A 13,089-nucleotide genomic window follows, 5' to 3' on the forward strand; every position below is an offset into this window, starting at 1 on the left:
GAACTCGAGATGACCCCACTCATTACGGTAAAGAACCTCTGCATGGAGTTCAACGGGACTGTTGTACTCAAAGATATACATTTTGAGGTAGCGGAGGGAGAGACAGTCGGCATAATCGGGAGAAGCGGGGCCGGCAAGACCGTTCTTATGCACCTTATGCGGGGCGTGGACCAGCCCCCGACACAGGGATCGATCATCTATCATATCGTCGCCTGTGGTGCGTGCGATTATGTCGGCGTCCCGAGCGAGGGAGGGAAGCCGTGCCCCGTCTGTGGCGGCGAACTCAAAGCCATGGACGTCGATTTCTGGGCGGATGAGAGCGCGGCGATAAAACGACGGATCATGCGAAGGACCGCTATCATGTTCCAGCGGACGTTCGCCCTCTACGGCGACGACCGGGTGATCGAGAACATCCTGCGGGCGCTCGACGACATCGGCTATCCGGCGGAGAAGGCGGTCAGCAGGGCCGCCGACCTCATCGACCAGGTCAGGCTCTCCCACCGGATGATGCACATCGCCCGCGACCTCTCCGGCGGCGAGAAGCAGCGGGTGGTGCTCGCCCGGCAGCTCGCCAAGAACCCGTTCATGCTCTTTGCGGACGAACCGACCGGGACGCTCGATCCGGAGACCGCCACGCTCGTTCACCGGATGCTCATCGAGAGTGCTGAGAAAAACGACATGGCAATGGTAATCACGTCGCATTTCTCAAACGTCATCAAGGACGTCGTGGACCGGGCAATCCTCCTTGAGGACGGGGAGATCAAGGAGATCGGGGCCCCGGAGGAGGTCATTCACCGGTTCATGGAGGACTACAGCGACACCGAGCAGCACGAGACTGCGGAGGTCGGCGAGAAGATCCTGGTCGCCCGGGACGTGATCAAGCGTTACCTCTCGGTTGACCGGGGCATGGTCCGGGCGGTCAACGGCGTCTCCTTCGAAGTCGCCGAACAGGAGATATTTGGGATCATCGGCAAGAGCGGTGCGGGTAAGACGACCCTTTCAAGGATTATATCCGGGATCCTCGAGCCCACCAGCGGCGAGATGAACATCCGGATCGGGGACGACTGGATCGATATGACGAAACCCGGCATTGAGCACCGCGGACGGGCGAAAGGCTACATCGGCCTTCTCCACCAGGAGTACGACCTCTACCCGCACAGGACGGTGCTCGACAACCTCACCGACGCCATCGGCCTCGAGTTCCCCAAAGAACTTGCGATGAGGAAGGCGATCATCACCCTCGGGATGGCCGGGTTTACCCCCGAGAAGAGCCGGGAGATCCTGGACCGCTACCCAAGTCAGCTCTCCGAGGGCGAGAAGCATCGGGTGGCGCTTGCCCAGGTTCTCATCCGCGAGCCCCTTATTGTCGTCCTCGACGAGCCGACCGGCACGATGGATCCCATCACGAAGATCGATGTGAAGCACTCGATCCTCCACTCGCGTGAGGAGATGGACGAAACGTTCATCGTGGTCTCACACGACATGGAGTTCGTGCGCGATGTCTGCGACCGGGTCGCCCTCATGCGGGGTGGCAAGATCATCAAGATGGGTCCGACGGAGGAGGTGCTTGCTCACCTCACCGAGGACGAACGACGCGTGATGGGGGCAGGCGCCCCCTGAGGTGTGAAGGATGGAGATCCACCTGGACGGAGAACGTGTAGAAGTCCCGGCAGGCGCCCGACTCGGGGATCTCCTCCCCGGGCGGGCCGGGCGGTGCAGCGTCGCCGTCATCCGCCCGGCAATCGAAGAGGACGCGGCGGAGTCGCAGGAGGTCAGGTTCGTCACCTCGGCCGGTGATTCGGTCGCCGAGATAGCGGAGCCGGCGATGGTCTCCCGGCTCTTCCGGCCGGGCCTCTCCGAGCACCTCCGCCTGCACTGGCAGGACCGCCACGCCGCTGCCTTCGGGCCGTTTAAATCCGATATCAGGCCGGCACGGGAGCCAGGCCGGTACGAGCGAGGCGACGTCATCCTCGGGTGCGGCGGCTACGAACCGTCCCGGTCCTACCTGATCTTCGCGCGTATGCGGCATACCGCCGACTACGGAGCTCCGGCGGGAGGCGGCGTCATCGGCAGGGTCGTCACCGGCCGGGGACTGCTTGACCGGATCGTCGAGGGCGACCGGATCGTCGAAGTCGAGCGGATATTCAGGCGTGCCGACCGGTCGCATGCCGTTATCACCCGCGATGCGGGGTTCCCGCTCGAAGACGGGATGCAGGTCATCTCCTACGTGGAGGCGGATGTGGAGGGTTTCAGAGGAGAAGGGATTGATATCCGGACCGCCCGCAGCGTCGAGCATTTTCTCCTCGCCGTGCAGAACGGCAGATTCCCGGTGGACCGTTCGAGCAGCACCTACATCGCCGATACGCACCTGGTCCCGACGAAGGTTCCGGCAGACCTTCCCGGCCCGCGGCTCGAGGGGACCATCACGGTCCGGACCGCCGGGAAATCATCGGGCGCCGTCTACATCTACACGCAGGGCGTATCGGCAAGCCCGGTGCATACCGTCGTCGGCCGGGTCCGCCACGGGCTTGAACTCGTCCGGTTTGCCGGCGAGGGCGACCTCCTCGCCATCCGGGCCGAACCGGAACGGTTTGATCTGGTCGGTCTCGACCTTGGAGAGGCCGAAGCGGTCGCTGCCCGGCGCGGTATCACGCTCACCGCCGATGCGGCTGAAGGTGACCGCGTCGTGGTCGGCCAGACCCCGGCAACGACGCTCGAGGTCCTGGCCGCCGGAGCGGTCAAGGTCACGACGGAACCCTCCGCTCACGTCATCAGCATCACGCTCGACGAAGCGGCTGCTCCCCGGTCGGTCACGATCTTCCGTGAGGTGACCGGGCTTAAACATCATGCCGTCGGGAAGATGCCGCTCGTATTCACGTTCGAGGACGTCTTCCTCTTCAAGCCCAAGATCGGGAAGGGTGTCGGGATCATCCCGGAGAACACCCCGACAGGCGAGGTACCGGCGTTCACCCTTGCGATGACGAACGATTCCCGGCGGGGTGCCGGCATGGTCGGCGTTCGCACGACACCGAACGCCGAGTTCGGGCCGACATCTGAACCGCTCACGGGCACGAACGTCATCGGGAACGTGCTTGATGCGGGGAACCTCGCCGGGATGCGCGAAGGGGCGACGGTATACGTGAGAGAGGTGAAGTGATGGCCGAGTACATCCCGAAATACGTGGGCACGATAACGAAATACGTCTTCATCGAGTCCCCGTCCATGACCCCCGGCGAGCTCGCGCTCAGGGCATACGAGGCGTCCGAGGGCGTCCTGATCAAGGAGACATGCTTCGGGCTGCAGCTGACCGGCGTTCCTGAGGCGGTCGACCGCCTCATCGACGAGATTCGTTCCTTCGACCCCACCCACATCTTCGTCAAGGACCGCGGGTTCCCGCCCGGTGACCCGCGGCGGTGTCGGGCGAACCTCGGCGGGGCACGGCCGGGCTACCTCGGCCACGAGCGTGAGTTCCGCATCCTCCGCTACATCACCCGCGGCCTCGAAGAACTCGATCGCCGGGGAGAGGATGCGGAAGTGCCGGAAGCGGAAGTGCTGCGCGAGAAGAGACCCCTGCTGGATATCAAGCGATTACAAGAACTGATAGAGACAGAGGAGCAATAACATGGCAAAGGTGTTTATCTACCCTGCAACGAGCCTCATCCTCTCCGACCTGGTGGCTCGGTTCGGCCATAAACCGCTCGGTGCAGCCCTTGGTATCCGGGAGCGGATACAGACCGCCGGGGTCGACTCCCCGCCCCTGCAGATCACGCCCGAAGAGCCCAAGCGCGGCCTGAAGTATGCGGCCGTCGAAGTGCCGTCCGGCGTCCGGGGCAGGATGGCGATTTACGGCCCTCTCATCGAGGAGGCCGAGGCCGCGATCATCGTCACCGACGCCGACCTTGCGTTCGGGTGCATGGGATGCGCCCGCACCGACGAGTTGATCCTCTTCTCCCTGCGCCAGAAGGGCATGCCGATCCTGGAACTGAAGTACCCCACGAACGAGGAGGAGGGCATACTGTTCGTCGCCGCCGTCAGGAAGTTCCTCACAAGTCTCCCGGAGGAGGGTGAAGCGTGAACCGGAAAGTACGGATCGCCCAGCTCACCTGCGGCGCCGAATACAGCGGCGTCCAGAAAGAGATCTATGACGCCGCCGAGTCGGTGGGCGCGGAGATGTTCTTCCCCGATATCGCGCTCGCCGACGTCGAGCGAGCGGTCAAGGCGTTCGGGCTGGATGTCAGAAGCGCCGACTTAAAACTGATGATCGCCCGGGGCATGGCCCTGGTGGAAGGGAAGGTGGAGGCGGACGGGGTCTTCATCGGCACCTGCTTCCGGTGCGCCGAGGCGGCGATTGTCAGGAACGAACTCAGGCGATATATCCCCGAAAACTCGAAGCTGCCGGTGGTAAGTTACTCCTTCACCGAGCGGACGACCTCCGGAACTCTTCTCACGAGGATGGAGGCCCTGACCACTATCGCCCGGCGGAGAGCGCTCCTTGCCCGCGAGGAGCAGACCGGGATCACGATGGGCGTCGACTCGGGGTCGAGCACCACGAAGGCGGTCGTGATGAAGGAGAACAAGATCGTCGGAACCGGCTGGCTCCCGACGACCGAGGTGATCAAGAGCGCGGAGGGTGCCGTTGCCCAGGCCCTGGAGATGGCGGGCCTTGCCCGTGAGAATATCCAGGCAATTGGGACCACTGGCTACGGGCGGTTCCTGATCGGGAAACACTTCGGAGCAGACCTGATCCAGGAGGAGTTGACGGTGAACTCGAAGGGCGCCGTCTACCTTGCCGGCCACCAGCGGGGAGCCTCGACCGTCATCGATATCGGCGGTATGGACAACAAGGCGATCAGCGTGATCGACGGTATCCCGGGAACATTCACGATGGGCGGGATCTGCGCCGGTGCGAGCGGCCGGTTCCTGGAGATGACCGCGAAGCGTCTCGGGATCGATATCACCGAGCTCGGGCCCCTCGCCATGAAGGGCATGGGCAAAAACGTCCCGATGAACAGTTACTGTATTGTCTTCGGGACGCAGAGCCTGGTGAACGCGCTCGCGGCCGGGTCCTCGCCTGAGGATGTGGCGGCCGCGGCCTGTCACAGCGTCGCCGAACAGGTCTTTGAACAGCAGTTGCAGGAGGTTGACATCAAGGAGCCGGTGATCATGGTCGGCGGCACCTCGCTGATCGAGGGGCTGGTCTACGCGATGGGCCAGCTCCTGCAGACCGAGATCGTCGTCCCGCCCTACTCGCAGTACATCGGCGCGGTCGGGTCTGCCCTGCTCGCGTCCGGGTTCGTCCAGGAGAAGTAGATGCCGCCGCTGAACTACTTCGTCGTCGAGTCTCCCGATGCAACCGGGAGAGAGGCCTACGAACGGATAGCGGGCGACGTCCTCCAGGATCTCGACCTGATCAAGGTGGTCGACCGGCTGCACATCTACGTCGACCCGAAGGCGCCGATCTTCATCGCCGCTGGAATGCTCCGGCATATGCCCCGGGCCATCCGGGTTACCGACTTCGCGAACATCAACCCCGGTGAGAAGGAGATTGTCCTCGATATCGGCGACGAGGCCTACCTTGCGCCGCTGCTCCAGAAACTCTGGGCCCGATACGGCAAGGAGAACGTCGACCAGCCCGACCGGTTCACCGTCGTCCTCCCGGCGGGGTTGGCCGGGGAAGAGGACCTTGAGCAGATGGTGGTGGCAGACCCAAGCGAGACGCTCCATAAGGACATCATCTACGCCCTGCAGTACATCGCTCCCGAGGGGTTCAAGGTCCGCCGCCAGTACATCAAGGACGAGAAGTTTTACTATGTGGCGAGTGAGGATACCCTGGAAGGCGACATCGTGGAGACGATGGTCGCACCGATCTTTGCAAAGATGGGGGTGACGCTGTGACGACGCTGGTGCCGGTGACCTATAAGGGAGGCGTCTACCGGCACGACGAGATCGTGGACCTGATCGACGACCTCGGGGGCTACATCGTGCAGAAACACATCATGGCCCAGGACGTCGTGCTCCAGTCGTTCGTGCCGAGAGACGATATCGACCTGATTCGAGAGATTGCAAAACCGCTCGCCGGCGAAGTGACCGAAGCACCCCTCGTCGGGACCGAGATCGCCGTGGTCAGCCCGAGTCTGGAGATCCATCACCTCCCGCATACCGCCTGCGACATCGCCGAGTACCTCCGGCGGGCCGGCGCGAAGACAAACATGGTCGGGCTTGCGCGGGGATTTGGGAAGCGGATAGCAAATCTCAACGACGAGGAACGGGATGTCATTAACGAGCATGATCTCGCCGTCTATGCGCTCGGCAACTTCGAGGAGTGTATCCGGCAGAAGTTCCCGGTGCTCAGGCGGGGGATCCACGTCCCGATCGTGGTGACCGGGGCCCCGGACCGCGAGACGCTTGTCGCGATCGTCGACCCGCCCGTCGAGGGCTACGTCGGGGGGATCGGCAGGATCATGCACCGGTTCAAGCGTCCCGAAGAGCTCGCGAAACTCGATGAATTGGTGGACGAGGTCTCCCGCACCCTGGATGCCCGGCGGGACGTCCTCGCAAAGGATCCCCTCTCCGTCTTCCCGCCCCGCCTGATGGCGATCCTCGAGGAGCGGATCCATGAGATCAGCATGTTGACGCACCCGACGCCGGTGACCGCCCAGATGGAGGGCCTGCGGCTGAAACTTCCGTATGATTCATACGCCCCGGCGGTCCGGTCGCTTGAGATTGCCGATGGGGTCACCATCGGCGATATTGCCGATGTTACGCCGTCACGGATGCGCAATTACATATTGATCCGGATTAAACCTTTCTCGGAAACCAGGATATTGGTGTAGCGATGGACTTTGAGAAGATACTTGCGAGGGTTGCCGAACGGGGATCGGATGCCATAGCAGGGGAACTCCTCCGGGAGATCGAGGCCGAGTACGGGAGGGTCCCCCTGATATTTGAGCGGATGTCGGAGCGGCCCGAGATCCTCATTTCGCACCTGCTCTACAAGGGTGCCGTTACCGAGACCACCCGGCTCGAGCCGAAGGTGATCGAGCTGATCAGCCTCGCGGTGGGCGCCGCGCTCAAGTGCAGCCACTGCGTCGAGTACCACATGCAGTCGGCGATGGCGAAGGGCGCAACCCGGGCCGAGATCCTGGAGGTGATCCTGATCGCGGGGATGCTCGCGAACTCTGCGGTCCTCGCGGACGCCTACCGGGTGGTGAACGGGTCCGGTCCCTGCCCCTCCTGCGACATCAACGGGACGGGCCTCAACAAGACCTGTTCCGACGAGTGACCGACCCCAGGTATCCGGAGCATGTGCGGTATTGCCGGGCAGTTTGTCCTGAACGAAGATCTGGCGGATGCGTCCCTCGTCGGGGTCATGGCGGAGCGACTCGGTCATCGCGGGCCCGATGGCGAGGGGAGGTATTTCTCCGGGCCGGTCGGCCTCGCTCACCGCCGCCTGGCGATCATCGACCTCTCCGACGAGGGTCGGCAGCCGATGGGAAACGAGGACGGGTCGCTTCAGGTCGTCTTCAACGGCGAGATCTATAACTACCGCGAACTCCGGGAGAAACTCTCTGCCGCCGGCCATCGCTTCGCCTCTGCAACCGATACGGAGGTGATCCTGCACGCCTACGAGGAGTGGGGGAGGGACTGCCTCGCCCGGTTCAATGGGATGTGGGCGTTCGCCCTCTGGGACGGGCGGCGCCGCGAACTCTTCTGCGCCCGGGACCGCCTGGGAATAAAACCGTTCTATTACGCCATGGCCGGCGACTCGTTCCTCTTTGCGTCGGAGATCAAGGCGCTCCGGGCGCACCCGGAGGTCGGCAGGCGGCCGAACGACCGGATGCTCTCGACGTTTCTTGCCTGGGGGGTCGCGGATCATACCGCCGAGACGATGTACGACGGTATCTTCCAGCTCTCGCCGGCCCACCTGGTCGTCGTCTCCGGGGAGGGTGTCGGGGAGCCGCAACGCTACTGGGACGTCGTGATGAACGGCGCCCCGCGAGGGACTGACGACGACGAGGTCGCCGCCCGGAGGGTCAGGGACCTCCTGACCGACGCGATCCGGCTCAGGCTCAGGAGCGACGTTCCGGTCGGGACCTGCCTCTCTGGCGGCATCGACTCCTCGACGGTCACCGCGCTCATCAACGTTCTTCTCCGGGGGGAGGCTCCGCAGAGCGTCGGTGAACGACAGAAGACGTTCTCGGTCTGTTTTGAGGATGAAAGGTTCGACGAGAGCAGACATATCGATACGGTGGTTGCGGCGACGGAGGTCGCAAGCCGCCGGACCACTCCCGACACGGAGGGGCTCTGGGAGGATATCGGGCGGCTGCTCTATATGCAGGACGAACCGTTTGCGTCGCTCTCGATCTACGCACAGTACTGCGTGATGCGGCTTGCAGGAGGCGAGGTGAAGGTGGTCCTCGACGGGCAGGGGGCCGACGAGCAGTTTGGGGGGTATATCGCCTACCAGATGCCGTATATCCGTGGACTCCTCCGGCAGGGGCACGCCCTCACGGCCCTCCGGGAGGCTCTCGGGAGCACGAGGCACCACGGATCGTTCTTCGCGTGGGCGTTCCGTCAGTCTCTCGTCCGGTCGGAGCGGCGAGGGCTTCTCCGGGGCCAGGTACCGGAGGTCCTCCGGTACGCAGGGTCGCTCGATGAGGTGCTCGCGCGGGAGGTCACGACCTCGAATCTCCCTCTTCTGCTGCACTGGGAGGACCGGAACTCGATGGCCTTCTCGATCGAGGCACGGGTCCCGTTCCTCGACTACCGGCTGGTGGAGTACCTCGCCTCCCTCCCGCTCGACCAGAAAGTCCGCGGCGGCGTCACGAAGTATGTCCTCCGGCGGGCGATCAGGGGGCTGGTCCCGGACACCATCAGGTGCAGGATGGACAAGATGGGGTTCGTCACCCCCGAGGAGGCCTGGATGAAGGATGAACTCGCGCCCGAGATCCTCGCTCTCTTCTCCTCGCCGGAGTTCACCCGGCGGCCCTACTGGGATGCAGAGCGGGTGCTCCGGAACTACCGGGCGTTCCTCGACGGGAAGAGCGCGTACTCAACCGAGTTCTGGCGGATAGCCTGCGCGGAGTTGTGGTTGAGACAGTTCAAGTAAACAGCGCCCCCATCACTCTTTCTCCTCCAGGCAAACCCCTCTCTTCTCCCGCAGGCCTCTTCCTGCATACATCGCGAGCAGGACCGCGAGGACGCCGGTGACGAAGATGCCGTCGAAAATCCCTGCTCCTCCTATGGAGAGGACCGTCGCACCGTCCCCCGCAAGCGCCGCGAGCACTTCCGGATTCGCGAGGTTGAGGATGTCGGCGCCGATCAGGGTACCCATGGTCCCGCCCGCATAGGCGAGTCCGGGGGCGGCACGGCAGCCGCGAGCGAGGAGAAGCCCCGCGGCGGCGCCTGTGAGGGGCGCCACGTAAAACGGTATCGTGATCCCGAGGCCGGGGACCGGCGTCGCGAAGACGTAGGCGACGAGCGATACGGCGGCGACGGCGATGAGGGCCTTTATGCGGGATACCCGCCCCCGTCCGACCATCCCGACGGTCACGAAGAGCGGAATTACGGCACCGCCGAGATTGACCGCGATGACTGCTTCTCCCACAGGAACGAGCGGTATGTCGATCAGGCTGCCGAGAAGCGCGCCTGCTGTCGCGAGCACCGCCTGGTAGAACCGGAGGCCGATCGATTCGAAGATGCCCTCGGTTATGAGGAGCAAGTTGAATATGACCAGGGTCGGTATGAGGACGGCTAAGGCGACGAGGATCTGCTCCGGACTGAAAAGAACCGGTAGAATCGCGATCGTGGACAACTCGATCTCCATAGGCCGGATATACCGGACGGGTCCATGCCAGATATAGGTTGATCAGCACGACCTTGAGACTCGAGACCCGGGGCCGTTCTGTGGATCAGCCCTCCTCAGGGTTTCGACCGGGCGTATGCGACTGGATAACGACGCCAATCCGTTTTTCCGAACCCGGCTGGAAATTTTAAGTACAGGCGCATTTCGGCGCTCTTACCGTGAAAATGGCATTTTATAGAATATAGAAACCTTAAATGGCGTATTTCATCTTCATTTACATATAGATATTCATATATAGTGGCCGTAAAAAATAATGACTATACAACATCTCCGTCCTCGAATTTCGTAACGGAGACCCGTTATCGGATCTCTTGGGAGCATCCCGCAGGTGAGAGATCGTATGAGAATAGTGGGTGCATGTGTCGGGGCGATGGCTAATTGAAGGCGATTCCGTTCTATCCGGCTGGCCGCATCTGTGCGGAGGGGCATGGCTGCCTTTACCGTTGAGGATCTTATCCGGCACCTGGAACGGCTTCAGGCACGGGGCCCGATCCCGTTCAACGTGAAGAGCGGAGAGATTCTGGGTCTCCTCTGCACGTGCAGCCAGGGCCAGCGAACCCTGATCGCGATACTCATGACGATCCTCTACCCTATCTCCGAATTCGCCGAACGCTCGCCCCTTGCAATCCTGGGGAACCTCGGGGACGTGCGGCGGAGCATGGGCATCGTCCTCCGGAACCCGGTGCTCGATCCTGCGCTGACCGGCAGGGAGAACCTGGACTTTCACGCACGGCTGCACGGGCTGGGTGAGCGGGCCCGGGACCGGAGGCTCTCCGAGGTCATAGACCTCTTCGGGCTCTCCGGGAGCGCTGCCGCCGCGGTTGAGACCTATACCCCGGCCATGGTGCAGCGCCTTGAGATCGCCCGGGCGTATCTTGCACACCCACGCGTCCTTTTTCTCGCCGGGCCGACGGAGGGGCTGGACGAGCCCGGTCGCCTGGAGATCTGGGGAGTGCTCCGGCGGCTGAACCGGGAGAAGAGGGTGACGATCGTCTTTACGACTCGCGACCTGGAGGAAGCGGCGGCGATCTGCAACCGGGTTGCGGTGGTGGACGACGGGGAGATTGTTGCCCTGGACACGGTGGAGACCTTCCTCACGATCATGGCCGTGAATGGTGCGTCACTTGACGGTACCGCCTAGGTCTCCGGGCCCTGCGCCGGTGATCGGAAACCGGATATACCGGCAATCCGGCGAACCAAAATCTATTTACACTTGTGGCCGCGACATGGATGCATGACCAATCCCCGTTCTCCGCTTACGTCTTTGTTCATGGCCGGAAGCACTATTGTAGCTGTGTTGATCGGCGGATGCGTTGGTGGCGGCCCCGCTTCGGAAGACCGGATCAACCGGACCCTACCTCCGGCCGAAGCGTCCGCCCTGATCGAAGAGATGAAGCAGGATCCAACATTTGCCATCATCGATGTCAGGAGACCGGAGGAGTATGCCGGCGGGCACATCCCGGGCGCAATCAACATCAACTCGGCCCAATTCTCCGAGCACCTTGAAAGCCTCGACCCGGACGGAACATACCTTCTCTGTTGCCAGCGGGGCGGACGGAGCGCCGGTGTCCGCGAGTTGATGGAGGAGGCCGGGTTCCACAACGTTCACGAGGTCAAAGGCGGCATGAGCGCCTGGAAGGCTGCCGGGTTCCCGGTGGTCAGGGATTGACTCTCATCCGTCGCTTTTCACGTAGGTGACGCCCTCCGGCTCTTCCGCTTCACGGGTCTCTATCACGACGGTGCCCGAGATCCGGTTAAAGAGCCTCTGTTTTGAGCCCGACATCGCGAGCCACCCGATCAGGCAGTCGGGGACGAGGAGGAACGCCTTCCCGAAGCTCTCGACCGCCGCGGCACCAAAACCAATATCCTCCCCTGCGCGGCCGGTGGCCCTGATCTTCAGCGCCATCTTGCCGATGGACTGGCCCCGGTAGCCTTCGAGCAACGTCCAGTAGAGAAAGAGGATGATGGAGGAGAGGCTTATGGAGATGAGGCCGGGATCGATCGTGAACCGCCAGGCGGGCGGCAGCCGGTCGGAGATTGCCCAGAGGGGCAGCCCGATCAGGATGATGTCGATGAGCCAGGCCCAGAAACGGCTCTCCCAGCTGGCGAGGTAGAGGGTGACCATATTGCAGATCTGTCGTCCTCCGCGGGCCTTAAGAGTTCGTATCGGCAATCCATGGTTGGCCTGTGGGGCACGATAGAGGACGAACAGGTTTTCCTGCCACGATCGCACCGATCCGGTGAGGGTTGTTGCAGAGGTGCAACGGGGCAGCGGTCCTCCGGCATAAACGGCGGTGCTGCTCCGGGACCAAAAATGGTGTTTTTTAGCCGATATAACTGAGTTCTTCCCGGCCCCGGGCTTCCTCGGCTTCCTGGATATTCGCTATCATCTGCTCCATATCCGCGGCACGCTGCTGCAGGGAGGTATGGTCGACCTCGATTCCCATCAGGCGGGAGAGGACGGCAAGAAGACTGTCGGCGCTCTTCGGGTCGACGATGTAGCCGCTCGTCTCGCCCATCAGGCAGACCCCCTCGATACCCCGGGCCTCACCGAGGCCGAGCAGGAGCCCCGACGCCCCCACGATCATCCCGCCGCCTCCGGCGTTCTCAAACGACCCGCCGGCCGCCTCCACCTCAGGCCGGAGATGTTCCATGTTGACGGCACAGAGCACTCTCGGGCTCTCGACCAGGTGGCCGACGCCGTATCCCCCGAGCGCATAAATTCGCCGGACGCCGAGGTCTTCGGCGATATCAAGGTACCGCTCGGCCAGGATGTAGTGGCCTTCGGCCGAGTTGCTCTGGAAGTCGCCTACGAGAAAGAGGACCGTCCTCCCGTCCTTCTCGCTGCGATAGAGCTCGTTGTTGACCAGATGGGTGACACCCTGTTCGTCGACGATCACCTGTGGAGGAAAGTGGAGCGAGGAGATCTCTCCGATCTTCTCGCCCTGGAGTTCATGGATCAGGTGGTCGGCGACAAGTTTCCCGACATGCCCGATCCCGGGCAGGCCCTCGATCAGGATCGGGGCATCGATATTATCGTCTCTTGAAAAACTCACTCTGACGTGTTCCATCTGCGTACTGCCCTCCTGTAGTTGCCGTACCTGTCCTGTGGGGAAAAACGGGCCGGGTGAGCCGGCCGACACGACCGGCCGCAGACCGGACAGACCAGAGAGAGCGTGTATCTCCGATCGTCCGGACAGCGGCGAATGCGGTTACTCATACCG

15 protein-coding genes are annotated in these 13,089 nt (G+C 62.9%); 11 read left to right on the top strand and 4 right to left on the bottom strand.

Translation table 11 applies throughout. From position 1 onward, the window contains the following. Positions 1-9 precede the first annotated feature (9 nt). From atwA to asnB, 9 genes are read left to right on the top strand one after another with little or no spacing between them, the layout of a single operon-like run. Positions 10-1,620: a methyl coenzyme M reductase system, component A2 gene (gene atwA / locus BRA49_RS12270; protein ID WP_292386386.1), complete on the top strand. Its 1,611-nt coding sequence runs from the start codon at positions 10-12 to the stop codon at positions 1,618-1,620. Between the two features lie 10 nt (positions 1,621-1,630). Then, positions 1,631-3,157 carry a methyl-coenzyme M reductase-associated protein Mmp3 gene (mmp3, locus tag BRA49_RS12275; protein WP_292386387.1) on the top strand — a complete coding sequence of 509 codons (1,527 nt, stop codon included), beginning with the start codon at positions 1,631-1,633 and terminating at the stop codon, positions 3,155-3,157. Then, positions 3,157-3,621 carry a methanogenesis marker 6 protein gene (locus BRA49_RS12280; protein ID WP_292386388.1) on the top strand — a complete coding sequence of 155 codons (465 nt, stop codon included), beginning with the start codon at positions 3,157-3,159 and terminating at the stop codon, positions 3,619-3,621. Before mmp3 ends, BRA49_RS12280 begins: the two co-directional genes overlap by 1 nt. Position 3,622: 1 nt before the next feature. Next, positions 3,623-4,075, top strand: a complete 453-nt coding sequence (locus BRA49_RS12285; protein WP_292386389.1) for a methanogenesis marker 5 protein — start codon at positions 3,623-3,625, stop codon at positions 4,073-4,075. Next, positions 4,072-5,310 carry a methanogenesis marker 15 protein gene (locus BRA49_RS12290; protein WP_292386390.1) on the top strand — a complete coding sequence of 413 codons (1,239 nt, stop codon included), beginning with the start codon at positions 4,072-4,074 and terminating at the stop codon, positions 5,308-5,310. Before BRA49_RS12285 ends, BRA49_RS12290 begins: the two co-directional genes overlap by 4 nt. After that, complete coding sequence (locus tag BRA49_RS12295; RefSeq protein WP_292386391.1) at positions 5,311-5,895, top strand: methanogenesis marker 17 protein; 585 nt, start codon at positions 5,311-5,313, stop codon at positions 5,893-5,895. It begins immediately after the preceding gene. Further along, positions 5,892-6,833, top strand: a complete 942-nt coding sequence (locus BRA49_RS12300; protein ID WP_292386392.1) for a methanogenesis marker 7 protein — start codon at positions 5,892-5,894, stop codon at positions 6,831-6,833. The genes BRA49_RS12295 and BRA49_RS12300 overlap by 4 nt, the downstream gene beginning before the upstream one ends. A gap of 2 nt (positions 6,834-6,835) precedes the next feature. Continuing rightward, positions 6,836-7,282 (top strand): carboxymuconolactone decarboxylase family protein, encoded by a 447-nt coding sequence (locus tag BRA49_RS12305; protein WP_292386393.1) that lies wholly within the window; start codon positions 6,836-6,838, stop codon positions 7,280-7,282. Between the two features lie 21 nt (positions 7,283-7,303). Beyond that, positions 7,304-9,109 carry an asparagine synthase (glutamine-hydrolyzing) gene (gene asnB / locus BRA49_RS12310; RefSeq protein ID WP_292386394.1) on the top strand — a complete coding sequence of 602 codons (1,806 nt, stop codon included), beginning with the start codon at positions 7,304-7,306 and terminating at the stop codon, positions 9,107-9,109. 12 nt (positions 9,110-9,121) lie between these two features. Here the strand turns inward: asnB and BRA49_RS12315 are convergent, their stop codons facing one another. Beyond that, positions 9,122-9,826, bottom strand: coding sequence for a DUF1614 domain-containing protein (locus BRA49_RS12315; RefSeq protein WP_292386395.1), 705 nt, complete (start codon positions 9,824-9,826; stop codon positions 9,122-9,124). 466 nt (positions 9,827-10,292) lie between these two features. Between BRA49_RS12315 and BRA49_RS12320 the strand changes: the two genes are divergently transcribed. Together BRA49_RS12320 and BRA49_RS12325 are read left to right on the top strand one after the other, a co-directional pair. Then, positions 10,293-11,006 (top strand): ATP-binding cassette domain-containing protein, encoded by a 714-nt coding sequence (locus tag BRA49_RS12320; RefSeq protein WP_292386396.1) that lies wholly within the window; start codon positions 10,293-10,295, stop codon positions 11,004-11,006. A gap of 249 nt (positions 11,007-11,255) precedes the next feature. After that, positions 11,256-11,534 carry a rhodanese-like domain-containing protein gene (locus BRA49_RS12325; RefSeq protein ID WP_292386397.1) on the top strand — a complete coding sequence of 93 codons (279 nt, stop codon included), beginning with the start codon at positions 11,256-11,258 and terminating at the stop codon, positions 11,532-11,534. Positions 11,535-11,537: 3 nt separating this feature from the next. On the opposite strand, the gene BRA49_RS12330 is transcribed toward BRA49_RS12325, so the two are convergent. The 3 genes from BRA49_RS12330 to BRA49_RS12340 form a co-directional block, all read right to left on the bottom strand. Further along, positions 11,538-11,990 carry an RDD family protein gene (locus tag BRA49_RS12330; RefSeq protein WP_292386398.1) on the bottom strand — a complete coding sequence of 151 codons (453 nt, stop codon included), beginning with the start codon at positions 11,988-11,990 and terminating at the stop codon, positions 11,538-11,540. Positions 11,991-12,189: 199 nt separating this feature from the next. Continuing rightward, complete coding sequence (locus tag BRA49_RS12335; RefSeq protein WP_292386399.1) at positions 12,190-12,936, bottom strand: proteasome assembly chaperone family protein; 747 nt, start codon at positions 12,934-12,936, stop codon at positions 12,190-12,192. Beyond that, positions 12,918-13,085: an RNA-protein complex protein Nop10 gene (locus BRA49_RS12340; protein WP_292386400.1), complete on the bottom strand. Its 168-nt coding sequence runs from the start codon at positions 13,083-13,085 to the stop codon at positions 12,918-12,920. The genes BRA49_RS12335 and BRA49_RS12340 overlap by 19 nt, the downstream gene beginning before the upstream one ends. Positions 13,086-13,089 lie beyond the last annotated feature (4 nt).

Origin of the sequence: Methanoculleus sp. UBA430, assembly GCF_002506585.1 — an archaeon.
In the GTDB taxonomy this organism is placed as follows: Archaea; Halobacteriota; Methanomicrobia; order Methanomicrobiales; family Methanoculleaceae; genus Methanoculleus.